The 22,335-nt window shown below is 40.1% G+C and carries 26 protein-coding genes; 17 read left to right on the top strand and 9 right to left on the bottom strand.

The window, feature by feature from the left end:
- Positions 1-8: 8 nt before the first annotated feature.
- Entirely contained in the window at positions 9-557 is a 549-nt protein-coding gene (locus tag ODQ17_RS07820) for a VOC family protein (protein WP_004790185.1), read from the top strand.
- A 295-nt stretch (positions 558-852) separates the two neighbouring features.
- On the top strand, positions 853-1,632 hold the full coding sequence (locus ODQ17_RS07815) for an IclR family transcriptional regulator (RefSeq protein ID WP_005300427.1): 780 nt from the start codon (positions 853-855) through the stop codon (positions 1,630-1,632).
- Positions 1,633-1,698: 66 nt separating this feature from the next.
- Here the strand turns inward: ODQ17_RS07815 and hppD are convergent, their stop codons facing one another.
- Positions 1,699-2,754, bottom strand: a complete 1,056-nt coding sequence (gene hppD, locus ODQ17_RS07810; RefSeq protein ID WP_005300424.1) for a 4-hydroxyphenylpyruvate dioxygenase — start codon at positions 2,752-2,754, stop codon at positions 1,699-1,701.
- A 525-nt stretch (positions 2,755-3,279) separates the two neighbouring features.
- Between hppD and ODQ17_RS07805 the strand changes: the two genes are divergently transcribed.
- Entirely contained in the window at positions 3,280-3,750 is a 471-nt protein-coding gene (locus ODQ17_RS07805) for a DUF523 domain-containing protein (protein WP_322902778.1), read from the top strand.
- A 15-nt stretch (positions 3,751-3,765) separates the two neighbouring features.
- Here ODQ17_RS07805 and ODQ17_RS07800 read toward each other — a convergent pair whose 3' ends face one another.
- The 3 genes from ODQ17_RS07800 to pncA all read right to left on the bottom strand — a co-directional run bounded on the left by ODQ17_RS07800 (position 3,766) and on the right by pncA (position 6,909).
- Positions 3,766-5,109: an MATE family efflux transporter gene (locus ODQ17_RS07800; protein ID WP_322902777.1), complete on the bottom strand. Its 1,344-nt coding sequence runs from the start codon at positions 5,107-5,109 to the stop codon at positions 3,766-3,768.
- Between the two features lie 176 nt (positions 5,110-5,285).
- Positions 5,286-6,224 (bottom strand): bile acid:sodium symporter family protein, encoded by a 939-nt coding sequence (locus tag ODQ17_RS07795; RefSeq protein ID WP_322902776.1) that lies wholly within the window; start codon positions 6,222-6,224, stop codon positions 5,286-5,288.
- A 40-nt stretch (positions 6,225-6,264) separates the two neighbouring features.
- The gene (gene pncA / locus ODQ17_RS07790; protein ID WP_151988790.1) at positions 6,265-6,909 is read right to left on the bottom strand and encodes a bifunctional nicotinamidase/pyrazinamidase; all 645 of its coding nucleotides are present in this window, start codon (positions 6,907-6,909) and stop codon (positions 6,265-6,267) included.
- Positions 6,910-7,238: 329 nt separating this feature from the next.
- Between pncA and dapA the strand changes: the two genes are divergently transcribed.
- The 5 genes from dapA (at position 7,239) to ODQ17_RS07765 (ending at position 10,903) form a co-directional block, all read left to right on the top strand.
- Positions 7,239-8,132: a 4-hydroxy-tetrahydrodipicolinate synthase gene (gene dapA, locus ODQ17_RS07785; protein WP_005300412.1), complete on the top strand. Its 894-nt coding sequence runs from the start codon at positions 7,239-7,241 to the stop codon at positions 8,130-8,132.
- 15 nt (positions 8,133-8,147) lie between these two features.
- Positions 8,148-8,753: a lipoprotein-34 precursor (NlpB) gene (locus ODQ17_RS07780; RefSeq protein WP_081399090.1), complete on the top strand. Its 606-nt coding sequence runs from the start codon at positions 8,148-8,150 to the stop codon at positions 8,751-8,753.
- A gap of 35 nt (positions 8,754-8,788) precedes the next feature.
- Positions 8,789-9,508, top strand: coding sequence for a phosphoribosylaminoimidazolesuccinocarboxamide synthase (purC, locus tag ODQ17_RS07775; protein WP_004790203.1), 720 nt, complete (start codon positions 8,789-8,791; stop codon positions 9,506-9,508).
- A gap of 190 nt (positions 9,509-9,698) precedes the next feature.
- A complete protein-coding gene (locus ODQ17_RS07770) occupies positions 9,699-9,902 on the top strand; it encodes a hypothetical protein (protein WP_151988791.1) in 204 nt (67 codons plus the stop codon).
- Between the two features lie 152 nt (positions 9,903-10,054).
- On the top strand, positions 10,055-10,903 hold the full coding sequence (locus ODQ17_RS07765) for a formate/nitrite transporter family protein (protein WP_151827010.1): 849 nt from the start codon (positions 10,055-10,057) through the stop codon (positions 10,901-10,903).
- Between the two features lies 1 nt (position 10,904).
- On the opposite strand, the gene ODQ17_RS07760 is transcribed toward ODQ17_RS07765, so the two are convergent.
- The 3 genes from ODQ17_RS07760 to ODQ17_RS07750 all read right to left on the bottom strand — a co-directional run bounded on the left by ODQ17_RS07760 (position 10,905) and on the right by ODQ17_RS07750 (position 14,012).
- Positions 10,905-12,170, bottom strand: a complete 1,266-nt coding sequence (locus tag ODQ17_RS07760) for a replication-associated recombination protein A (RefSeq protein ID WP_322902775.1) — start codon at positions 12,168-12,170, stop codon at positions 10,905-10,907.
- A gap of 102 nt (positions 12,171-12,272) precedes the next feature.
- Positions 12,273-13,442, bottom strand: a complete 1,170-nt coding sequence (locus ODQ17_RS07755; protein ID WP_322902774.1) for a PQQ-dependent sugar dehydrogenase — start codon at positions 13,440-13,442, stop codon at positions 12,273-12,275.
- Positions 13,443-13,553: 111 nt separating this feature from the next.
- Positions 13,554-14,012, bottom strand: a complete 459-nt coding sequence (locus tag ODQ17_RS07750; protein ID WP_004790211.1) for a YcgN family cysteine cluster protein — start codon at positions 14,010-14,012, stop codon at positions 13,554-13,556.
- Between the two features lie 193 nt (positions 14,013-14,205).
- On the opposite strand from ODQ17_RS07750, the gene ODQ17_RS07745 reads away from it, so the two are divergent.
- From ODQ17_RS07745 to ahr, 8 genes are all read left to right on the top strand, one after another.
- Positions 14,206-14,364 carry a DUF1328 domain-containing protein gene (locus ODQ17_RS07745; RefSeq protein WP_002053759.1) on the top strand — a complete coding sequence of 53 codons (159 nt, stop codon included), beginning with the start codon at positions 14,206-14,208 and terminating at the stop codon, positions 14,362-14,364.
- Between the two features lie 170 nt (positions 14,365-14,534).
- Entirely contained in the window at positions 14,535-15,272 is a 738-nt protein-coding gene (locus ODQ17_RS07740) for a dienelactone hydrolase family protein (protein ID WP_322902773.1), read from the top strand.
- 183 nt (positions 15,273-15,455) lie between these two features.
- Positions 15,456-15,818 (top strand): HIT family protein, encoded by a 363-nt coding sequence (locus ODQ17_RS07735; RefSeq protein ID WP_005300389.1) that lies wholly within the window; start codon positions 15,456-15,458, stop codon positions 15,816-15,818.
- A 141-nt stretch (positions 15,819-15,959) separates the two neighbouring features.
- The gene (gene mutY / locus ODQ17_RS07730) at positions 15,960-16,994 is read left to right on the top strand and encodes an A/G-specific adenine glycosylase (protein ID WP_322902772.1); all 1,035 of its coding nucleotides are present in this window, start codon (positions 15,960-15,962) and stop codon (positions 16,992-16,994) included.
- A gap of 47 nt (positions 16,995-17,041) precedes the next feature.
- The gene (locus ODQ17_RS07725) at positions 17,042-17,578 is read left to right on the top strand and encodes a M23 family metallopeptidase (protein WP_199945706.1); all 537 of its coding nucleotides are present in this window, start codon (positions 17,042-17,044) and stop codon (positions 17,576-17,578) included.
- Between the two features lie 9 nt (positions 17,579-17,587).
- The gene (locus ODQ17_RS07720) at positions 17,588-17,833 is read left to right on the top strand and encodes a hypothetical protein (RefSeq protein ID WP_001287364.1); all 246 of its coding nucleotides are present in this window, start codon (positions 17,588-17,590) and stop codon (positions 17,831-17,833) included.
- A 30-nt stretch (positions 17,834-17,863) separates the two neighbouring features.
- Positions 17,864-18,424, top strand: a complete 561-nt coding sequence (locus ODQ17_RS07715) for a DNA-3-methyladenine glycosylase I (RefSeq protein WP_322902771.1) — start codon at positions 17,864-17,866, stop codon at positions 18,422-18,424.
- 38 nt (positions 18,425-18,462) lie between these two features.
- Complete coding sequence (gene ahr / locus ODQ17_RS07710) at positions 18,463-19,491, top strand: NADPH-dependent aldehyde reductase Ahr (protein ID WP_199943277.1); 1,029 nt, start codon at positions 18,463-18,465, stop codon at positions 19,489-19,491.
- Positions 19,492-19,493: 2 nt separating this feature from the next.
- Here ahr and ODQ17_RS07705 read toward each other — a convergent pair whose 3' ends face one another.
- Positions 19,494-20,918 (bottom strand): aminotransferase-like domain-containing protein, encoded by a 1,425-nt coding sequence (locus tag ODQ17_RS07705; protein WP_322902770.1) that lies wholly within the window; start codon positions 20,916-20,918, stop codon positions 19,494-19,496.
- A gap of 90 nt (positions 20,919-21,008) precedes the next feature.
- On the opposite strand from ODQ17_RS07705, the gene ODQ17_RS07695 reads away from it, so the two are divergent.
- A complete protein-coding gene (locus ODQ17_RS07695; RefSeq protein WP_322902769.1) occupies positions 21,009-21,383 on the top strand; it encodes a hypothetical protein in 375 nt (124 codons plus the stop codon).
- Here the strand turns inward: ODQ17_RS07695 and ODQ17_RS07690 are convergent.
- Positions 21,367-22,269, bottom strand: a complete 903-nt coding sequence (locus tag ODQ17_RS07690; protein ID WP_322902768.1) for a LysR family transcriptional regulator — start codon at positions 22,267-22,269, stop codon at positions 21,367-21,369. The two genes, ODQ17_RS07695 and ODQ17_RS07690, sit on opposite strands and share 17 nt — an antisense overlap.
- Positions 22,270-22,335 lie beyond the last annotated feature (66 nt).

Below are 22,335 nucleotides of genomic sequence, written 5' to 3'. Positions count from 1 at the left end.
GTTTTAATATGACATTTGCCATTAAAAAAATACATCACGTTGCATATCGTTGTAAGGATGCGAAAGAAACTGTTGAGTGGTATAAAAAAATGCTCAACATGGACTTCATTTTAGCTTTTGCTGAAGACCATGTGCCTTCAACTAAAGCCTTTGACCCTTACATGCATTTATTCTTAGATGCAGGTCAAGGCAATGTTTTGGCTTTTTTTGAATTGCCAACTCAACCAGACATGGGCCGAGACGAAAATACCCCTCAATGGGTACAACATATTGCTTTTGAAGTTGAAGACTTAAATGCGTTGATGGCTGCGAAGCAACATTTAGAAGAAAATGGCGTGAAAGTTTTGGGCGTAACCAATCATGGCATTTTCCACTCAATTTATTTCTTCGATCCAAATGGCCATCGTTTAGAACTGACTTATAACGATGTGCATGCTGAAGAAAAAATTGCAAAAATTACAGAAGAAATGAAAGCTGAAATGCTAGAGGAGTGGAGCAAAACTAAACGTGCTCCACACCACACTCATTTCTTACATGAAGCAGAGTTAGGAACCTAATTTAAAAAGAGCAAACTAAAAAGTCGGCATTGATTAGAATTGTTTAAATGAACGATTCTATATCAATGCCGATTTATATTATTTAAAACTGCTAAATTTCTAGAAAATCGCGCTATAAATAAGAGTATCGTGATTTTAGAAAATTGTTGATTATTAAACATGCCAATTTCGCTAATAGAAAAAGGTGATTTCTATTTCGCACTGGGCTCAGGCATGATGTAAATCGCAGCAATTTCAATTTATATTTTGAACATCGCTGTTTAACAGCTGAAGTAACTTTATTAAGGGTATTTAAATGATTGAAGAAAAAGTATCTGGGGGGGTTCAATCACTTGAAGTCGGTTTATCTGTACTAAACGCCCTTTTAGAGCACAATCAACCTATTATTCTCAAAGATCTATCGAGCAAGCTAGAAATGCATCCTGCCAAAGTGCATCGCTATCTGGTCAGCCTTATTCGCATGGAATATGCAAAACAACTTGATGATGGGCAATATGCCCTAGGTGATCAGGCATGGCGCTTAGGTCTAAACTGTGTTCAACATAGCGACACACTACAGCTGGTACAGCATTTAATTTACGACCTACAAAACAAAATTGGTTGCGGTATACAAATTAGTAAATGGTCACCGAAAGGTCCTGTAGTTGTTCAATCGATTGAATCAAACCACCCTATTTCGATTGTCACTAAAGTTGGCTCGATTATGCCTTTAGTCAATTCTGCTGCAGGACGTTTATTTGCTTCTTATCTTCCAGAGCATTTTGTTCGCCCCTTAATGGAAACCGAATGGCAAAAGCATCAAGAGCTTGGTCTAAACATCGCACCACAAAACTGGGAAGCGTTTACAGAGCTTAAAGAAACCATTCGCCAGCAAGAAATGTCGGCAGCAAAAGGTGACTTACTAACAGGAATTAATGCGGTGGGTTTACCTGTATTTAACTCAAATCAGAGCATTGAATTTTGTATTGTCGCCCTAGATAGCGAAATGTTTTTACCAGTCGACCCACACAGTAAAACGATTGAAATCTTAAAAAATGAAGTAAAGCTCATCAATCAATATATTAAAAGCCGCTAATCAACAGCAATAAAAAAACCAAGAGATCAAACTCTTGGTTTTTTTATATCAGGAATAAAGCTCAGCTTATTTAGCTTCTAGAACACCACGGCGAATCTGGTCACGTTCAATCGACTCAAATAACGCCTTGAAGTTACCTTCACCAAAACCGTCATCATCTTTACGTTGAATAAATTCAAAGAAGACTGGACCAATCATGTTTTCAGAGAAAATTTGCAATAACAGTTTCTTCTGACCATCTTTAGTGTTGCCATCTAACAAAATACCACGCTGTTTTAACTCTTCAGTCGGCTCACCATGCTCAGGTAAACGTTCTGGTAGCATTTCATAATAGGTATTTGGCGGCGGTGTCATAAATTTCAGACCAAGGCCTTTTAACTTATCCCAAGTCGAAATTAAGTCATCACAAATAAACGCGATATGTTGAATACCTTCGCCATTAAAGTCAGACAGGAACTCTGCAATTTGGCCGTTTCCTTTGTCTGAGTCTTCGTTTAATGGAATACGGATCTTGCCGTCTGGTGCTGTTAATGCTTTAGACGTTAAGCCCGTATATTCGCCCTTAATATCAAAGTAGCGAATTTCTTGGAAGTTAAAGATTTTTTCATAGAAGTTTGCCCAATACTCCATACGGCCTTTGTAGACATTATGAGTTAAATGGTCAATTTCATTTAAGCCTGCACCTACTGGGTGTCTTTGAGCATCATCAAAGAAAGTAAAGTCGTTTTCATAAATATCGCGGTCAACTAAGAAGATCGGCATGCCACCAATTCCTTTAATTGCCGGAATGTTAAGCTCCATTGGCCCAACTTTTGAATACATTGGTTCAGCGCCAAGCTCTACTGCTTTTTGGAAAGCTTTTGCTGCATCACGTGTTTTGAAACCCATCGCACAAGCAGATGGACCATGTTCATTAAAGAAGAATGAAGCATAAGATTCTGGCTGATAATTCAGGATAATATTGATATTTCCTTGACGCCATAAGTACGCTTCTTTCGATTTATGCTTGGCTACTTTTGAAAAGCCGATTGTTTCAAAAATTGGATCTAATTCATTTTCTTTTGAAACAAACTCAATAAATGCAAAACCGCATAATTCTAATGGGTTCTCTAAAATATCCATCTAGTTTCCCTCTGGTGATTACCTGTTCCGTTTATCTCTATTGCTGATGAACTCAGCTCCTTTCTCTATAGAATACGTAATCATTGGGTGAGTATTTGAACCGTCAAAATGCCTTAACCCAACGCATCCTATGAGAAAAAAACGAATCATTAAAATGAAGATATGATGAGCGTAGAGCCTTTGATGATTAATTTCCGTTCCATGTGGTGTTTGTTTTCCATACACACTGTCCTTTGTTATCTAAAAGTACGATTGAGATTTTTCAATAAACCTTTAAAAATCGTCTTTTCCTAAAAATCATTTATAGATTTATGGAGACCAACATCCTTGTTGGATCTCCATTGGCCATTTACCTTGAATTAGATGCTACTAAAAACAATTAAATTATGCAATACATAACTTAATTATGAATTGCATAATTTTAGTAATATTAAATTAAGTAATTTTAAAATTAATGGTCAGTTTTCAAATTTTGTTTATGATTTCTACAATAAGCCCTACCATCCATTTGATTTAGGAAAACTTATGATCTTAGTCAGCGCCTGTTTAACTGGTGAACCTGTTCGATATGATGGTAAATCTTGTTCAAATACTTTACTGAAGCAACTATTACTCAATAAAAAAGCCCAATCATTATGCCCAGAGTTATTAGGCGGTTTTACTACTCCTCGCTTACCCGCAGAAATTGTAGGAGGAACAGGTCGAGATGTACTTGATGGCAAAGCAAAAATTACCGACTCATCTGGTTTAGATGTAACAGAATTATATTTAAAAGGTGCATACCGCACTTTAGAAATTGCACAGCAAATAAAAGCAAGCTGTGTGGTTTTAAAAGAAAATAGCCCTTCTTGCGGTAGTCAAAAAATTTATAACGGGACTTTTCAAGGGGAAAAAATTGTTGGAACTGGAATTACCACGGCACTATTGCAGCGCCATGGTTTTGAAGTAATTTCTGAAAATGAGATTGAAGATTGGTTAGTAACCCCTCCTCTTTAATGGTTGTCTGCTCAATCAAAACCCTCTTAATTGTTTCCTAAAATGAAAACAGAAGGTACTCAATACACAAGCTACTAAATAACTCAGAGCGGCCATCCACCAAAAACCATAAATTCCCATCGCAGAAATCGAGATATCCTGCCAATACAACCCTTTATAGGCCATCCACCAACCACCGCCCAATCCACAGCCCATTACTACGACCAAGAAAATTAGCATCGGTAAAATCGACACATCCCAACAGCGCAACAAAGAGGTCAATAACGCCATTAAGCCATCAAGGAAATGAAACAGACACACGATCAACAACAGTGATGCAGCCAAAATCTGCACGGCCAAATCATCTGAATAGAACGTGACAATTAAGTCCCGCTCTAACCATAAACACAGGGACAGACTGCCACTCACTGCCATAATTACCCATATACTTTGTCTGGCAATTTTGTCTGCTTCTTCCATGTTGCCGCTCCCCATAGATCGTGACACTAAAATGCTATAGGCCGAGGCAATTGATGAAGGGAAAATAAACATGAAGCCGCCAGTACTCGCGACAATTTGATGGGCTGCAGACACCACACTCCCAAAAGGTAAAATCAGAATAGCAACCGAACAAAATGCAACAACATCCATCAACGCCATGATTGCTGTCGGGATACCTATTTTTAAAATCATCCGCAGACTCTGTCGGCTATCTTCAACCGAACGTTCTGGATGTTCAATAAAGATGTATCTTTTCTCTAAGAAAAACAGGTAATAAACAGCCAACATAAACCACCGTACAATGAGAGTGGCTAACAAAGCCCCTATCGCACCGAGTGGTGGAATTGAAAATAAAGCGACACCATAAATTAAAAGATAGGACAAAATAATTTTAAGAATGAAGAAAATGCTATCTGATAATAAAACCTTATGCGCATTTTCAGTGACTTGGGACAAAGCTGTAAATAAACGCATTAGTAAATGCGCAGGTAAAATAAATACCAAAGCCCACATACAGTTTTTAGTAATTGAAACGACATGTTCAGATGCACCAAATAATTTTGGTAAATCGCGGAACAAGTAAAGCAAGCCAATACTCACCAATGCCGAACATAACATCAGCCAAATGCCTTGAATAAAAATTTGACGAATATGGGGTATGTCATGGCAACCATAAGCTTCCGAGAGCTTGAGGATCACACCTTGCAGAATACCCATCCCAATGACATAAATCACTGTATATAAAGATAAGGTCACCGATAATGCGGCGACATGGTCATTGCTAAAATGCCCTACATAAGCAAGATCAATCAATCCACTTAAAACTAGAATTAAATTGCTTGAGAGCATGGGAATAAATAATTTAAAAATCTGGTTCATCTAGGAAATACCTTATTTTTCTTTGCGATTTATACTCATATTCACGTTATTTTTAGTGCATCAATCCAAAGCAAAAGACATACCAGTTCTAAATTCAGCTCCCGCAAAATATGCTCTAAATAAAAAGGCCAAACTATTCGTTTGGCCTTCTTTTATATTATATGTTGTTTATACAGTTATTCTTGTTTGTGTTTACTTGCCCAATAAGTCGCAAGTGCGGGACCAGAAATATTGTGCCAAAGACTGAAAATCGCACTTGGTACAGCTGTAATTGGAGAAGCTGCAAAATGTACTGCTGCGAGCGCAACACCTAAACCTGAGTTTTGCATCCCTACCTCAATAGCAATTGCTTTACTGTCTGCATAAGGCAATTTAAAGAATCGCGCTGCTGCAAAACCTAATAAATATCCAAATCCATTATGTAAGATCACCACAGCTAAAATGAGCAAACCCGATTGAAGAATAGCTGCTTTGCTCCCACCAATAATAGCTGCCACAATCGCTACAATTGCAATCACTGAAACTAATGGCATGACTTGAATATAGGATTCGACCTGACGCTTGAGCCACGTTCTTAAAATCAGACCAACCACAATAGGCAGTAGCACCACCTGCAAAATCGAAATAAACATCGAAGCTGCATCAATCTTTAACCATTGGCTAGCAAGCAGATAGAAAATAGCAGGTGTTAAGACTGGAGCTAAAAGCGTTGATACTGATGTACAAGCCACCGATAAAGCCACATTGCCTTTGGCCATGTAGGTAATCACGTTTGAAGCCGTTCCACCGGGACAGCACCCCACTAAAATCACACCTACAGCGATTTCAGGCGGTAAGTTAAATAATTTACATAGAACATATGCTAAACCGGGCATCACCACAAACTGGGCAACTACCCCAATCAACACAGCTTTAGGACTTTGCAATACACCTTTAAAGTCGTCTACCGTCATGGTCATTCCCATGCCGAGCATAATAATGCCCAAAATCCATGGAATGTAAGCTTTGAGCCAAACAAAAAATTCAGGCTGACATAACGCTAGTGCTGCAAAAACAATAACCCATAGGGCAAAAGTTTTTTGAATAAATTGGGTAAAGCGAAGTAATGCAGACATACTTTCTATCCCTAAAAGTTAAAATACTAGACCAATAGACTTAGCGCCCACTCAACAGATCAGTCGATTGAATACGGATAACACCTTGTTGCTGCATGGTTTGCCACGCGTGTTCTAACGAGCCATTCAGATCAATAGCTTTACAAGCATCTTCAACCACTAAAGTTTTAAAACCTTGTTTAACTGCATCCAAGGCAGTCCATGCCACGCAAAAGTCCGTAGCAATTCCGACCACATAAACCGTATCAATACCGCGTTCTTTTAAGTAACCCGTTAAACCCGTCATTGTGGCATGGTCTGCTTCCATAAAAGCCGAGTAGCTATCAATATGAGCATGAAAACCTTTTCGAATAATCAGTTGAGCAGTCGGAATATTTAAACTCGGATGAAATTCGGCATCTTGGGTACCTTGCACACAATGCTTAGGCCAAAGCACTTGTGGCCCATAGTCGAGTTCAATGGTTTCAAATGGCTGCTTACCCGAATGGTTTTGTGCAAAAGATATATGATTATCGGGATGCCAATCTTGTGTCAAAACAACATTTTCAAAACAATCAGCAAGTTGGTTAATCTTTGGAATAATTGTATCGGCATCGGCAACTGCTAAATTTCCACCCGGTGTAAAACCATTTTGCACATCAACTACGATTAAAACCGCATTTTGTGGTTGTTTATTCATATTCATGTCATCTTCAATCCCAACCGGGAAAATTGCATTCTATCTTGCCATAAAAAAAGTACATATTAAGTAAGGTCCAGTCGAATCAGGCTCTATTGTTATATTTACTGGCCTCTCTCAGCTGACAATAATGAAAACATCCTATCTTTTCCTCAAGTTTACCTCGCGATTATCCGTTAGGCGTATTGTTCTTATGCGTCTGATCAGTCATAATTTGCATAATTGTCATTCAACAATCTGTTATTGTTAGAACTGGACAATCAAAATACTGCAACCATCCCACATTTTGTTTTTCTTACCTCAGATTCGGATGGATAAATAGGATATTTTTAAAAATGACTCAGCAAGCACAGACCATTCAAGGCTCAATCGTCGCAATCGTCACACCAATGTTGAAAGACGGCGGTGTAGATTGGAAGGGTCTTGAGAAGCTGGTTGAGTGGCACATAGAACAAGGTACAAACAGTATTGTAGCCGTCGGTACAACCGGCGAAGCCTCAACATTGAGCATGGAAGAGCACACACAGGTTATTAAAGAAATTATTCGTGTAGCCAATAAACGTATTCCAATTATTGCCGGTACTGGTGCAAACTCAACCCGTGAAGCAATCGAATTAACTAAAGCTGCGAAAGATCTTGGCGCGGATGCAGCTTTACTTGTGACGCCGTACTATAACAAGCCAACTCAAGAAGGCCTATTCCAACACTATAAAGCGATTGCTGAAGCCGTAGAACTACCTCTTATTCTTTATAACGTACCTGGTCGTACTGGTGTAGATCTTGCAAACGATACAGCTGTACGTTTAGCAGAGATCCCTAATATTGTTGGTATTAAAGATGCGACAGGTGATGTACCTCGCGGTAAAGCATTAATCGAAGCTTTAAACGGCAAGATGGCTGTCTACTCAGGTGACGATGAAACTGCTTGGGAACTCATGCTTCTTGGCGCTGACGGTAATATTTCGGTTACTGCAAATGTTGCACCTAAAGCAATGAGTGAAGTATGCGCTGTTGCGATTGCTAAAGATGAACAACAAGCGAAGACGATTAACAATAAGATTGCAAATTTACACAATATTCTATTTTGCGAATCAAACCCAATTCCTGTGAAATGGGCACTACATGAGATGGGACTGATTGATACTGGTATTCGTTTACCACTCACTCCTCTCGCTGAGCAATATCGCGAACCTCTCCGCAATGCCCTAAAAGATGCGGGAATTATTTAATAAGAGCAATTTATGATGCAATTACGTCTTGGTTTAGTCCTTGCAGTTTCAGCCTTAAGTTTAGCTGGTTGTGGTCGCTTCGCAATTAATAATCACTCTTTAGATTATAAAAATGCCAAGCAACTTGCCCCGCTTGAGTATCCTGCCGATGCAACTGTACGACCAGCGACACCTTTGTATCCTGCACCAACTGTTGACCAGCTCGCTATTGAGCACGCGCCGAAGTTTGAAAACCAGCGTGGTAACCGTTTTGCATTGCCACGCCCTGAACAAACTCAAGGTAACAATGCAACAGCAGATGCATCTGCTCAAACGACAACTGCGCTTGGACGTCCTCAGCTTGTGACCGACGGTAATAAAAACCCATTATTAAAAGTTGATGGGAATACGACCGAGATCTGGCAATACACCAAAGCGACATTAAGTACTTTAAATTACAACATCATCGCTCAAGGCAGTAATCAGGCGACGATTAAAGTAAATGACAATACTTATGTGCTTAAACTTACTGGTGTAGGTTCAAGTCATACTCTTGCTCTATTTAATGTAGACAACACTTTTGCAAGCCCAGATGTGGCTGCTGAAGTGTTAAACCAGATTTACCAAAATTGGCCAGCCTAGTCGTTTACTAGGCATTTTTTTTAAAAGGTTCCCTCATGTTAAAACAAACCTTGCTCTATACTGGTAAAGCAAAATCTGTATATGAAACAGACAATGCCGACCATCTGATTTTAGTCTTTCGTGATGATGCCTCTGCGTTCAACGGCGAAAAAATCGAACAACTAGATCGTAAAGGCAAGGTGAACAACCTTTTTAACGCCTTCATCATGGAAAAACTTGCTGCTGCGGGTATTGAAACGCATTTTGAAAAATTGCTTTCTCCAACTGAAGTGCTTGTTAAAAAACTTCAAATGATTCCTGTTGAATGCGTAATTCGTAACTACGCAGCTGGTTCTCTATGCCGTCGCTTAGGTGTAGAAGAAGGTAAAGAGTTAACTCCTCCTACATTTGAATTGTTCTATAAAGATGACGGTCTAGGCGACCCAATGGTTAACGAATCTCAAGCGATTGCTTTAGGTTGGGCGACTGCTGAACAATTAGAACAAATGAAAGTGTTAACTTACCAAGTAAACGATGTATTAAAAGCATTATTTGCTGAAGGCAACATGATCTTGGTGGACTTCAAGCTTGAATTCGGTGTTTTCCATGACCGTATCGTGCTTGGTGATGAATTCTCTCCAGACGGCTGCCGTCTATGGGATAAAGACTCTAAGAAAAAACTCGACAAAGACCGTTTCCGTCAAGGTTTAGGCGGTGTTGTTGAAGCTTATGAAGAAGTTGCTGCTCGTTTAGGCGTAGATTTATCTGCTCTCTAATCGTTCAAACTTCATGAAAAACCGGGCTTTAGCCCGGTTTTTTTATATTTAATTACTTGAGATAGTAAAAAGTAGACAGATTTGTCTATTAAAGTAAATTAGCACTTGCACAAACTCAATTTAAAACACTAAAATCTAAAAAAACATTAAGCACTTCACAATAATTAAATTTCAAAACTAGGGTAAAGCTATGGAAATATCTAAGCTTGAAAAGAGATTAACGAATCATCCAATCCTTTTTGGTGAAAATCCTTTGGTCTTATTAACTAACTTTAGCAATTCCGCCTTAAAACAAGGCTGGAGTCAGGCAGAAGTCGAATCTGTTATTTCTAAAGCCTCCCAAGGTGACTATATGGCACTGATCCGTACGTTAAGGGCTTATACATTTTTTTAATCTTATTGCTGATGATCTGCTGCAACTTCACATTCAATTTATAAAAAGACACATAAAGCTGTTAGGAATCGACTGGATTTATCCCAAGCACTGCCTTATCAATAAATAAAAATAAGAAATATAAATTATTTATTCAGTGAGGAGTAAACCTGATGGATCATGAAATAGAGGAAAAAAAGGTCGAGAAAACCTTAAGCTGGCGTGAAAAAATGGCAGTTGAAGAACATGAAAAACTGTCACCCCGTTTGGTCTATGAAATTATCCGCCGTGATGGTGCCGAAGAGCTGGATCGTCCAACGGCCGCACTGATCTTTTCAGGGATTGCAGCGGGTTTAGTCATCAGTTTTTCATTTGTATTTAAAGCCATTATCGCTTCTTATCTTCCAACTGATGCTGTTTGGACCGATTTAATCACCAATATCGGTTATACCATTGGGTTCCTGATCGCTATTTTGGGTCACATGCAACTCTTTACCGAGAATACCATCACCACTGTTGTACCTTTATTCAAACCCTTTACCTTCGATAAATTACGAGCAGTGGGCCGCTTATGGGGCATTGTGATTCTCTGCAATATTATTGGGACAGCGTTGGCGAGTTTATTTTTCTTAACTACTCACCTGTTTACTCCAGATATTGACAAGGCACTAGATGAACTCGCCCATCATGTCGGTTCCTTTTCTGCCACCCAGAATATGCTCAAAGGTATTATGTCAGGGTTGTTAATTGCTGCCTTGGTCTGGATGTTACCCTCAGTTAGTAATAAGTTCCTGCTCATCTTTTTCATGACTTACCTGATAGGACTGGGTGACTTTACCCATGTAGTGGTGGGTTCTACAGAAATGTCCTATCTCGTCTGGCAAGGAGAGGCTTCCATTAATGACTATCTGTTTACTTTCCTCATCCCCACCACCATTGGCAATATTATTGGTGGTACAGGCGTGTTTACCCTACTGATTTATGGTCAAGTGACTGAAGAACTAGAACAGAAGCATAAATAAACTATTGTTCCTGCTGCCATCTGCGTTGCTGTAAGCGCTCACCTTCAACCTCACGCTTGTTTCTTGCAGATTCATAGAGTTTGGTTCCCTTTAACTCAGGTGGCAAATAGTCTTGCAACACAAAGTGCTCAGGATAATCGTGAGGATAGAGGTAATTAATCCCATAGCCTTGCTGTTTCATCAGCTTGGTTGGTGCATTTCTCAAATGTAAAGGCACAGGTAAATTTGCCGTTTTTTCAGCAAGTTCCAAAGCCTTATTAATCGCTAAATAAGTACTATTACTCTTTGCACTCGTTGCTAAATAAACCGCGGTTTGGCCCAAAATAATTCGAGCCTCAGGCATCCCCACCGCTTGTACAGAGCGGAAACACTCACCTGCAAGTAATAGCGCATTAGGGTTAGAGTTTCCAATGTCTTCTGATGCTGCAATCAGCATACGTCTTGCAATAAAAACCGGATCTTCTCCGCCTTTGAGCATACGTGCCATCCAATACAGGGTTGCATCTGGATCACTACCACGAATTGATTTAATAAAGGCAGAAACGAGGTCATAATGCTGTTCCCCCGATTTGTCATAACGCGCAATATTTTGCTGAGCGACTTTCACCACCACAGCATTGGTAATCGTGTTTTCAATTTCAGGCTCAAAAGTACTCGCAATCAAGTCCAGTAAATTAAGCGCTTTACGAGCATCGCCTGCTGCAAACTGAATCAGAGCATCGTATTCTTCAACATGAATGTAACGCTCTTTTAAGAATTTATCAGCTTGAAGTGCATTATTGAGGAGTGTTTGAATTGCCTCACTGTCTAAACTATTTAAGGTATAGACCTGACAGCGAGATAAAAGCGCACTATTCACCTCAAAAGAGGGGTTTTCAGTCGTCGCGCCAATTAAGGTAATTTTGCCTTTTTCAACTGCACCCAATAATGCATCTTGCTGTGATTTATTAAAACGATGAATTTCGTCAATAAAAACCACTGGTGTCAATAAATCACCACTTTCTGCAATCACTTCACGTAATTCTTTTACGCCCGTATTCAGCGCAGATAAGCTCACAAATGGGCGATCTATCGCTTGAGCCAAAAGCAAAGCAATTGTTGTTTTACCAACGCCTGGTGGCCCCCAAAAAATAATAGAAGGCAAATGCCCCTGATCAATCATTTGACGTAAGGGCGCCTGTTCACCTAATAAATGATCTTGCCCAATAATTTCAGACAAGTCTCTCGGGCGCAGGCGTTCAGGAAGTGGAATATGGGTGTCTGACATCTCAAATGGCTTTATCGTCTTTTCACTATAGTCTATTGTGTCTCACAGAAATCTACAATTTGAATCTATGAGACACGTCCGTTATTTACAGGCTGGTTCGCATTAAGAGGGCTTCTTACTCAGCTTCAGTAAACGCGCATTTGAGCCGTCTTCAATCACCCAAATCGAGCCATCTTGGGCTTCATGTAATCCACGAATACGTTTTTTCATATCTAATCTTTGCATTTCTTTCACGGGTTTATGCTCTAAATCCACCACAATAATTGCTTCTGAAGATAGCCCGCCAATTAACGCCTTATTTTTCCATACAGGAAATTGTTGTCCCCGATAAATGATTAGGCTTGACGGAGAGATTACAGGAGTCCAGTCAATTTCTGGTGCTTTAAATTCTGGGCGAGTGTGGTGGTCTGGAATAGGTTGGCCCGAATAATGGTCTCCATTTGAAACGATTGGATAACCATAATTTTCACCTTTTACGATGATATTAAGCTCATCACCACCTTTAGGTCCCATTTCAACTACCCAGAGCTGTCCTTGACGGTCAAAAGCCATACCTAATGGATTACGGTGTCCAAGCGACCATATTTCAGCAGTAACCCCGCCTTGCTTATAAAAAGGGTTATCTACAACCGCTGAACCATCCTCATTTAAACGCAAGATTTTACCCAAGTTAGTTTTCATGTTTTGAGCAGGGTCAAACTTTTGTCGCTCACCTGAACTGACCCAAAGCTTACCGTCTACCCCAAAAAGCATGCGATGTCCATAATGGCCTTGTCCTGAAACTTTAGGTACTTGCTGCCAAATCTGCTTTATATCGGTAAGTTTTGGCTGATTGGGGTTAGATAAATCTAATTTCGCACGTGAAATAACTGCTCCAGATCCCCCTTCTCCTTTTGTAGCGTAGCTGAGATAAACCCAATGATTCTTAGCAAAGTCAGGATGCAAAATGACATCTCCTAAACCACCCTGCCCCCCATAGTTCACTGCTGGAATGCCTTGTACATCTAAGATTTGTTTATTTTTAGGGTTAAAAATTTTTAATTTACCTTGCCGTTCAGTGACTAATAAACGCTGATCAGGCAAGCTGGTCAAAGCCCAAGGTTCATTGAATTGGGCAAATATTTCAGTTTGATAAGATTGTTTGGTTAAGGCGGTCTGCTCTGTTTTTGCAGACGTATTTTTTTCAAGATTTTTTGAATTTGTATTATTAGACCCACAAGCCATTAACAAAAAAAAGCTACTACATAATAAGGGGGTTGCTAATCGTCTCATTACACTTATCTCCTTTTGTTTTTATTGTTATATAACGGAGATGAGCAAAAAATTTACGATTAAATGTTACTTTATAATACGTTGTAATTAAAAATGCCCATCACGAGCATATTAACGCACCCATCGTACGACATAATCTTCAAGATCATCTTCATGGACATCAACTTCAGAAAGACAACGTCCAGCAACTGACTTTTTCGCCTTAACGACGCTTTGTCTCGAACCTGTATTTAAATAATGCCAAGAAGGTAGATTTTTACCTTCGTTCAAGCGCTTATAGGCACAGCTCGATGGTAACCAATGAATTGTTTTTAAAGACTCTGGGGTTAATTGCAAACAGTCAGGCACTTGCTGCTGACGATTTGGATAATCGGTACAACGTCCTGTATCACAATCGAGTAATTTACAAGCCACTTTGGTATAAGCCACCTCATGGGTATCTTCATCTTCAAGCTTGACCAAACAGCACAAACCACACCCATCGCATAAAGCTTCCCACTCAATTTGAGTGAGTTGCTCTAATGGATAGTTTTTCCAGAAGAGTGGTCGAAGTGAGGTCTCGGTAGACATAATGTTTTAGCAGCTGATGAGATGAAACAGTGACTAAGTATAACATTGAAGTCGTCTGTACGAAAAAAGAAGCTGTATTCCTAGCATCACAAAATGATTGTTTAATATACATTTCAACCACATAAACGACACATTCGGTGCAAAAAACAAGCTATATAGTTAAACAACAATGAAAAAATAAGGAGAACAGCATATGTTCCGTTGGGCTATAATTTTTGCAGTGATTGCACTCATTGCCAGTCTATTAGGGTTTGGTGGTGTTGCAGGACTATCTAAAGACTTTGCCGTGATTTTATTAGTTGTGGCTGTAATTCTCGCTGTAATTGGGTTCATTTCCCGAGGCAGAACGTAACTTAATTATGATCACTTAAAAAGAAGGAACTGGTTTCCTTCTTTTTTATTGCGTGAAGATTTCTATCTTTTGTTTTGATGTAGATTCTTACACAGTTATTTATATTAGTTTTATCTTTTTATGCTTTAATCAAGCGTGTTTAAATCTCTTTAAATTTCAGGATTAAGGTTATGAGTACAGCAATTAAAACCCGTGAAATTCAATATACTGCACCAGATGGAAGCCATTTAATTGGTTACTTTGCGGCTCCAGATAGTGAAACACCTGTTCCGGGTGTAATTGTTGGTCCTGAGTGGTGGGGTCGTAACGAATATACGGAACAACGTGCACGCGAGCTTGCTGAACATGGCTATGCTGCGCTTGCAATTGATATGTATGGCGATAAAAAAGTAACTTCGACTGCCGCTCAAGCCTATGAATGGATGATGCAGACATTTGAAAATTTAGATACGGTTACCGATCGTGCCAATGCAGCGCTTCAAACTCTAGCGGCCCAACCAGAAGTAAACAGTGAAAAACTTGCTGCAATTGGCTTCTGTTATGGTGGTAAAGTTGTATTAGACCTTGCTCGTTCAGGTGCACCACTTAAATCAATTATAACGTTCCATGCCACATTAGCTCCGAAAGCACCTGCTCAAAAAGGCAACATTCAAGGTGAAGTTTTAGTACTACATGGTGAACTAGACAGCATGGTCACCTTAGAAGATGTTGCTAATTTTGAAAAAGAGATGCAAGCTGCTGAGGTTAAACACGAAGTAGTGGTTTTAGAAGGTGCTAAACATGGCTTTAGTAACCCGCTTGCAGATGAAAAAGCTAAAGCGAACGGTGTAGACCTTGGCTACAATAGCGAAGCGGAAAAACAAGGCCTTGCTAAAATGTACGCGTTGTTAGATCGTACTTTAAAATAAAAGAAGCCAATTTGGAGCAAATGTTTTTTCGCATTTGCTCCCTTAAATGTTTATGACTTTGCAATATTTTTACTGTATTTTTTAAACCATACTTCAATAACTATACTCCCGTTGAGCTAGAGCAAAGCCTAGTCTTATTTCCCGCACTCGGGGTTTAATGGAATAACATGAGAGGATACAACAATGACTGACAAGAAATGTCCGTATTGCGAATTTGATGAATATGACATCATTGATAAGAATGAATTTGCTGTAATTTTGCCTGATTCTAATCCGCTATCTAAAGGCCACTGTGTGGTAACGCCACTGCGCCATGTTCGTTCTTTTTTTGATATCACTTCTAAAGAACATCAAGGCTTGCTTACACTTCTTGAAATTGCTCGCCACGAAACACAACTTCGCCATCAACCAGACGGTTTCCATATTGGCTTCAATGATGGTGAAGTGTTCGGACAAAATTCTGATCATTTCCACATTCATGTCATTCCGTACTACAAAAACCAACCGTTGAAACTTGACCAACGTTGGGGTGTACAAAAGGATTAATCCTTTTTATAAATAAAGCAGAGGTTACTCATTATCAGGTAATCTCTGTTTTAACATACTCTCGCTGTTCGCCTGCTTTAAACAAAATTTCATCTAAATTTCAGCTATAATTTAGCCCTTACTTCTCTTCTATAGCTGTTCATGCCTGAATTTTCTTTTTCTGATGCCCTTTTAAACTGGTTCGATCAACATGGTCGTCACGATTTGCCTTGGCAAGTTGCAGATGATCCGTACAAAGTTTGGGTTTCTGAAATTATGTTGCAGCAAACTCAGGTAAAAACGGTTCTGCAATATTTTGACCGTTTTATGGAGCGCTTCCCAACTGTAGAAACGTTAGGTCATGCAACTTGGGATGAAGTAGCGCCTTACTGGGCGGGTCTTGGCTATTACGCTCGTGCACGCAATTTGCATAAAGCTGCTGGCCTTGTTACTCAGCAGGGCAAGTTTCCTGAAACACTAGAAGAATGGATTGCACTACCCGGCATTGGTCCCTCTACCGCAGGCGCACTCATGTCTTTGGGTTTACGTCAGTACGGCGTGATTATGGATGGCAACGTAAAACGCGTATTAGCCCGTTTCTTTGCTATTGAAGATGATTTAAGTAAGCCGCAGCACGAACGTGAGATGTGGAAACTGGCTGAAGAGCTTTGCCCGACACATCGTAACCATGACTACACGCAAGCCATTATGGACTTGGGTGCAACTATCTGTACGCCCAAAAAGCCTCTTTGTTTATATTGTCCAATGCAAGAACATTGCAAAGCTTATAAGCAAGGTTTAGAACAAGAATTACCTTTTAAGAAACCGAAAAAAACACCACCTGTTAGAACCGCAGATGTTCTTATTATTCAATGCGAAGATGAATGGTTCTGGCAACAACGCCAAGCCCATGGTCTATGGGGCGGTCTATTCTGTTTACCTATTTTAGAAAATGAACATGAAAGACTGAGCTTAAGTCAGCAATTTAAATTACAACCTCAACCGCAAACTTTTCAGATCAGTCATAGCTTCACTCACTTTACATGGTTACTTAATGCCCATATGTTCCACGTGGAACCTGATCAAAAAGAACATCTGTCAATTGAACTTGAAGGCCAATGGTTGAGCCCAGAACAAGCTATTGCTAAAGGTGTACCAACAGCTATGAAAAAATTGATCTCGACAAGCCGTTCGTGACATAGTGGGCAAAATAATTTTGATATGGCTGTGACAAGGAGTATTTTGTGCGACGTTTTGTTTCTCATTTCTCACTTGGTTTTCTGATTATTCTATTGGCGGCCTGTGCCAGTACACCTAAAAAACCTGCCCCACTTCCACCGGCTCAAGTTAATAAACTTAAAAGTATGCAGCTTCCAAATCGACTGCCCGTACCCGTGAAAGGTGTCGATCGAGATGAGTTAAAAGACACATGGGGAGCTGCTCGCAGTCAGGGTCGTAGTCACGAAGGAATTGATATTTTGGCTCCACGTGGAACCAAAGTGTACAGTGCAACTGAAGGGCTCGTTGCCGATCTTCGCAATAACAACTTAGGTGGCAAAGTCATCTGGATTTTAGGTCCAGCTGGAACATGGCATTATTATGCCCACCTTGATGACCATAAACGTGGCTTAAATGTTGGTGACTATGTCAAAAAAGGCGATCTAATTGGCTATGTCGGCAATACAGGCAATGCACGTTATACTTCACCTCATCTTCATTATGGTCTTTACCTAGATGGTAAAGGACGTGGTGCTGTTAATCCTTATTCATATTTACGCTAGGAACATTTTATGTCGGAAGCGCTGATCAATCGCTTAGTAGAGTTTGCCGAGTCTGGCAACCAGCAAAAGATCATTTTAAATGGCAATAGCTATCAAGGCTGGATCATGGAAATTAGCGATGATGCCCTGCTAATCAGTACCGGTTTTTCAGATAAAGTTGGTAAAGACTTTTGGCTAAAGTTCGAAGACTTAACTCAAGCTGAACTGTATTATTGGGATACTCGCCCAAATGAATGGGTGCTGTTTAAACTTTAAAATTCTAAGATAAATATAAGGAGCATTATCATGAAAACTCAACGTTGCGGATGGTGTTCCGACGATCCACTCTATATTGCCTACCATGATGAAGAATGGGGCAAACCGGAACATGACGAAGCACGTTTATTTGAAATGCTTTGCCTTGAAGGCCAGCAAGCTGGTTTATCTTGGATTACCGTACTGAAAAAAAGAGAAAGCTACCGTCAGCATTTTTTTAATCATCCGATTGCAGAAATTGCTTCATTCACAGATGATTTTTTAGAACTAAAATTATCCGATGCAGGCTTAATTCGCCACTTAGGCAAACTCAAAGCTATTCGTGATAATGCAATTGCTTGGCAAGCGCTCAAAGCACAAGTCGGTGACGTTCCTAAATGGCTTTGGCAGTTTGTAGATGCAGCTCCACAACACAATAATGTTGTAGATTATCGTCAGGCTCCTGCACAAACTGAACTCAGCATAAAACTTTCCAAGACTCTTAAAAAGAATGGCTTCAAATTTGTCGGCCCAACCACCTGTTATGCTTTTATGCAAGCAGTAGGCATGGTCGATGATCATGAAAACGATTGTCAATTTAAAGCTTCATAACCCACTCGAACGGTTCAAATCCGCTTAAGGAGTTTCCGATGAGCAATAATACGATTCAGGCTTATGCTGCAATGCAGGCTGGTGAGAAACTGGTTCCCTACCAATTTGATGCAGGTGAATTACAACCGCATCAGGTTGAGGTAAAAGTTGAATACTGTGGTTTATGTCATTCTGATATTTCAGTTCTGAACAATGAATGGCGTTCAACTGTGTACCCTGTGGTTGCGGGCCATGAAATTATTGGACGAATTGTTGCTTTGGGTTCAGAAGCCAAAGGTCTACAAATCGGGCAACGTGTCGGCATTGGCTGGACCGCGGAAAGTTGCCAAGCCTGTGATGAGTGTATAGGTGGTCAGCAAGTACTTTGTACGGGCGGAAGTGTTGCAACAATCGTGGGGCATGCTGGTGGTTTTGCCGATAAAGTCCGTGCAGGCTGGCAGTGGGCTATTCCCCTCCCTGAGGATTTAGACGCTGAAAGTGCTGGTCCTTTACTTTGTGGCGGAATTACCGTTTTTGACCCACTACTTAAACATAAGATTCAAGCAACACATCATGTTGGTGTGATTGGCATTGGTGGCTTAGGTCATATCGCCATTAAGCTACTCAAAGCTTGGGGCTGTGAGATCACTGCATTTAGTTCCAACCCTGATAAAACAGAGGAACTTAAAGCAATGGGAGCAGATCATGTCGTGAATAGCCGCGATACAGACGCGGTAACGGCACAAAAAGGGAAATTTGATTTATTGCTTAGCACAGTAAACGTGACCCTAAACTGGCGTGCTTTCATTTCTACGCTAGCACCAAACGGTTCGTTGCACTTCTTGGGGCTTACTCTGGAGCCTGTTCCTGTTTCTGTAGGTTCACTTATTAGTGGTGCTAAGTCAGTGACAGGCTCACCGACGGGTTCACCAGCTGCACTACGTCAACTTTTGAAGTTTGCTGCACGCAAAAAAATTGCACCTCAAATTGAGCTATTTCCAATGTCACAGCTGAATGAGGCAATTGAACGTTTACACTCAGGTCAAGCACGCTACCGCATTGTGTTGAAAGCAGACTTCGCAGAATAAAACTAACTCACGGTTTTCATCTGTTGTCGTGACCATTCCGCCAAGTCACTAATTGCTTGGCGGACATCTGCTGTTAATTCATGACCCGCATTTAAACGAATGAAATGTCGATATCGTTCATCCTCACCAAAAACATGGCCCGGTACCACAGTAATTCCTTCAGCTTTCGCAGTGTAATAAAGCGCTAAGGTATCCACTCCCTTTGGTAACTGTATCCAGAGTGCGTAACCCCCTTCTGGCTGACTTAACGCAATTGGAAGGCCGTCAAAGGCTCTTAAAATACAACTGCGATATTGCTCGACCTGTCGCATTAGATTTGGTCGTAGCTGCTCTAAATGCTCTCGATAACCACGGCTATAAATAAAATCAGCTAAGCCTAATTGTAGTGGTGTATTTACGCCAATATTACTTGCCAGTAGCTCTAGTTTTAAATGCTGTAGCTTTGAGCTTAAACAAAACCACCCCACCCGATATGCGCTCGACAGCGACTTAGAAACTGATCCACACCAAATGATATAGCCTTCGCGGTCCCAGTAGCGAATAGGTAGCGGGCGTTCATTGCTGTAACCGCATTCACCAAAAATATCGTCTTCAATAATAAAGCACTGATACTTTGCAGCTAATTCAGCAATCTTTTGTTTTTCCGCATTACTTAAACAATATCCTAAAGGATTTTGATAGTTGGCTGTCATCAGGCAAACCTTCGCCAAACCCTGCTGCATCAATGATTCTAAACGTTCAAGATCAATGCCTCGATGATGCGCTGGAATTTCAATAATCTGCCGTTTTAAACTTGCTAAAAGCTGTAGTTGCCCATTAAAAGTAGGTGTCGGAATTAAAATACTATCCCCTACTTCTGTTAGGTGCTGAATCACTAACGATAAAGCGGGGATACAACCATTGGTAATAAAAATATCTTCCGTTGCAATGAAGATTCCGTCTTCGCGCCAATGATCAGAAAGCGCTTTTCTTAATTGCTCATGTCCTTGTTTATTACAATAGAGAAAGTCTTGTGGCTGGCAATTTTTTAAAGCCCGTTGAATAGAACGACGTAAACCCTCTACCGGAATAAAATGCGGCGTCAACTGAATCGAACCCAACGGTACGAGATGGCTTTGTAAGGCTGCTTCTTGAATTTGGTTATGCAACTCTAAATTTGAGACTTGCCGAGGTAAAGACAAAAAATCTGGGCTATCAGGAATAGGGCTAGATTGACTACGAGCAACCACAAAGTAACCTGATTTCGGCTTTACATAAATCAGGCCCCTCGCCTCAAGCAATTCATAGCAACTTTTTGCTGTGCTTAAGCTAATACTGTGCTGACGAGCGAAATCTCGTAATGAAATCAGCTTCTGATGTGGCTTGAGCTCATCTTGATAAATTCGATGTGCTAATTGATTGGCAAGAACCTGATATTGAAAAGTCATTCTGTGCTGCTTTTTTAAAAATTTCTGTATCTGTACTGGTTTATAGAACACCTTTACGCTATAGAAATCAACTCAAAGAGTAGCAAGATCATGAAATTAAAAGCTATATTGTTATTTACTATTGTTTTAGCTGGTTGCCAAACTGAGCCACAAAACGAGCAGTACAGACATACGGTTTGCCAAAGTCTCATTGAAGGTTATTTAAAAATGACCAATCAACAAGACTATAAAATGGAGCAACGCACTGATGATGAAGCCAATACGATTTCTCATTATCAATATAAGCGTAATAGCTCAAATGAAGTTGTTATGGTGAATTCGACTTATTCCAAATTATATTTTAGTTGCCGACAACAGCAAAAAAGCTATTTTCTGGCACAGCATTCATCAGAGGGGCAAATCACTCCAATTTTAGAAGTTCATTTTCCAACTGATGGTTATGCTACTTTTAGAGAGCGCTTTTAAAACCATCTTTTAACTGTTCTGCCAAAAATTCAATGAATAAACGGATTCGTTTTGGTAGATGCTCTTGTTGATAATACACAGCATGGATGCTTTGATATTGATGCTCAATTTGATCTTCGAATAATGCAATCAATCGCCCTTCTTGAATATCTTTCCAAATTTCAAATTCAGATAGTCGTGCAATACCATGGCCTCTAATCGTGAGTTGGCGTACCGTCTCACCACTAGAAGCTTTAATATTTGCTTTTGCAAAAAAATATTCATCGCCGATTTTAATCGGCCAGCTATTAATATAGGCAGGTCTGGTAAAACCAATCAGGTCATGCTGTTCGAGTTGTTCAGGTTGTGTTGGTGTGCCCTTAATCGCTAGATATTCTGGGCTCGCAACAATAAATAAGCGACTTTTACACACCAGTTTGGCATGCAGACTCGAATCATTAAGCTCCCCAAACCGAAATGCCACATCAGTTTTATGCTGCAATAGATCAATCACCTGATCATTACTATTTAACTCAATTTCAATATTTGGATAACACTCTCGAAACTTATGCATTAATGGGGCAATCACGTGTAAAACAAACGGCGTTGCTGAATCAATACGAATGAGTCCCGCAGTACCCTGATCAGATTTTTGTAGTTCTTCTTCAGCCGCATTTAGTTCATTTAAGATTTTACGGGCCTTTATAAGAAACTGCTGCCCTTCTTGAGTGAGTTTCAATTTACGTGTCGTTCGCTCTAACAAAGTCACATCTAACTTAGCTTCCAAGCGTGTTAAAGATCGACTAACTCCCGAAGGTGTTTGTTTTAAATGCTCTGCTGCCGCAACAAAAGAACCCGTATCAACGATTGCGATAAACGCGACGAGTTCTTCAATTGTTGATTTCATGTCTTATTCCATTATTGACTAATGATCAAAGATATTTTGCTTATTCATCTATTTTTTCGCAACAAT

This window comes from Acinetobacter sp. IRS14 (genome assembly GCF_034650275.1).
Taxonomy (GTDB): Bacteria; Pseudomonadota; Gammaproteobacteria; order Pseudomonadales; family Moraxellaceae; genus Acinetobacter; species Acinetobacter oleivorans.
The sequence above is the reverse complement of the archived record's forward strand: the minus strand, read 5'-3'. Positions and strand labels throughout refer to the sequence as shown.

Bases quoted from the DNA above. Each gene is read 5' to 3' on its own strand.
- ODQ17_RS07735 (WP_005300389.1), top strand. From the start codon at position 15,456: ATGACTGACAAGAAATGTCCGTATTGCGAATTTGATGAATATGACATC.
- ODQ17_RS07770 (WP_151988791.1), top strand. From the start codon at position 9,699: ATGGAAATATCTAAGCTTGAAAAGAGATTAACGAATCATCCAATCCTT.
- purC (WP_004790203.1), top strand. From the start codon at position 8,789: ATGTTAAAACAAACCTTGCTCTATACTGGTAAAGCAAAATCTGTATAT.
- mutY (WP_322902772.1), top strand. From the start codon at position 15,960: ATGCCTGAATTTTCTTTTTCTGATGCCCTTTTAAACTGGTTCGATCAA.
- ODQ17_RS07745 (WP_002053759.1), top strand. From the start codon at position 14,206: ATGTTCCGTTGGGCTATAATTTTTGCAGTGATTGCACTCATTGCCAGT.
- ODQ17_RS07795 (WP_322902776.1), bottom strand. From the start codon at position 6,224: ATGTCTGCATTACTTCGCTTTACCCAATTTATTCAAAAAACTTTTGCC.
- ODQ17_RS07800 (WP_322902777.1), bottom strand. From the start codon at position 5,109: ATGAACCAGATTTTTAAATTATTTATTCCCATGCTCTCAAGCAATTTA.
- ODQ17_RS07715 (WP_322902771.1), top strand. From the start codon at position 17,864: ATGAAAACTCAACGTTGCGGATGGTGTTCCGACGATCCACTCTATATT.
- ODQ17_RS07690 (WP_322902768.1), bottom strand. From the start codon at position 22,269: ATGAAATCAACAATTGAAGAACTCGTCGCGTTTATCGCAATCGTTGAT.
- ODQ17_RS07750 (WP_004790211.1), bottom strand. From the start codon at position 14,012: ATGTCTACCGAGACCTCACTTCGACCACTCTTCTGGAAAAACTATCCA.
- ODQ17_RS07755 (WP_322902774.1), bottom strand. From the start codon at position 13,442: ATGAGACGATTAGCAACCCCCTTATTATGTAGTAGCTTTTTTTTGTTA.
- ODQ17_RS07780 (WP_081399090.1), top strand. From the start codon at position 8,148: ATGCAATTACGTCTTGGTTTAGTCCTTGCAGTTTCAGCCTTAAGTTTA.
- ODQ17_RS07740 (WP_322902773.1), top strand. From the start codon at position 14,535: ATGAGTACAGCAATTAAAACCCGTGAAATTCAATATACTGCACCAGAT.
- ODQ17_RS07705 (WP_322902770.1), bottom strand. From the start codon at position 20,918: ATGACTTTTCAATATCAGGTTCTTGCCAATCAATTAGCACATCGAATT.
- ahr (WP_199943277.1), top strand. From the start codon at position 18,463: ATGAGCAATAATACGATTCAGGCTTATGCTGCAATGCAGGCTGGTGAG.
- ODQ17_RS07760 (WP_322902775.1), bottom strand. From the start codon at position 12,170: ATGTCAGACACCCATATTCCACTTCCTGAACGCCTGCGCCCGAGAGAC.
- ODQ17_RS07815 (WP_005300427.1), top strand. From the start codon at position 853: ATGATTGAAGAAAAAGTATCTGGGGGGGTTCAATCACTTGAAGTCGGT.
- pncA (WP_151988790.1), bottom strand. From the start codon at position 6,909: ATGAATATGAATAAACAACCACAAAATGCGGTTTTAATCGTAGTTGAT.
- ODQ17_RS07720 (WP_001287364.1), top strand. From the start codon at position 17,588: ATGTCGGAAGCGCTGATCAATCGCTTAGTAGAGTTTGCCGAGTCTGGC.
- ODQ17_RS07820 (WP_004790185.1), top strand. From the start codon at position 9: ATGACATTTGCCATTAAAAAAATACATCACGTTGCATATCGTTGTAAG.
- hppD (WP_005300424.1), bottom strand. From the start codon at position 2,754: ATGGATATTTTAGAGAACCCATTAGAATTATGCGGTTTTGCATTTATT.
- ODQ17_RS07805 (WP_322902778.1), top strand. From the start codon at position 3,280: ATGATCTTAGTCAGCGCCTGTTTAACTGGTGAACCTGTTCGATATGAT.
- ODQ17_RS07765 (WP_151827010.1), top strand. From the start codon at position 10,055: ATGGATCATGAAATAGAGGAAAAAAAGGTCGAGAAAACCTTAAGCTGG.
- ODQ17_RS07695 (WP_322902769.1), top strand. From the start codon at position 21,009: ATGAAATTAAAAGCTATATTGTTATTTACTATTGTTTTAGCTGGTTGC.
- dapA (WP_005300412.1), top strand. From the start codon at position 7,239: ATGACTCAGCAAGCACAGACCATTCAAGGCTCAATCGTCGCAATCGTC.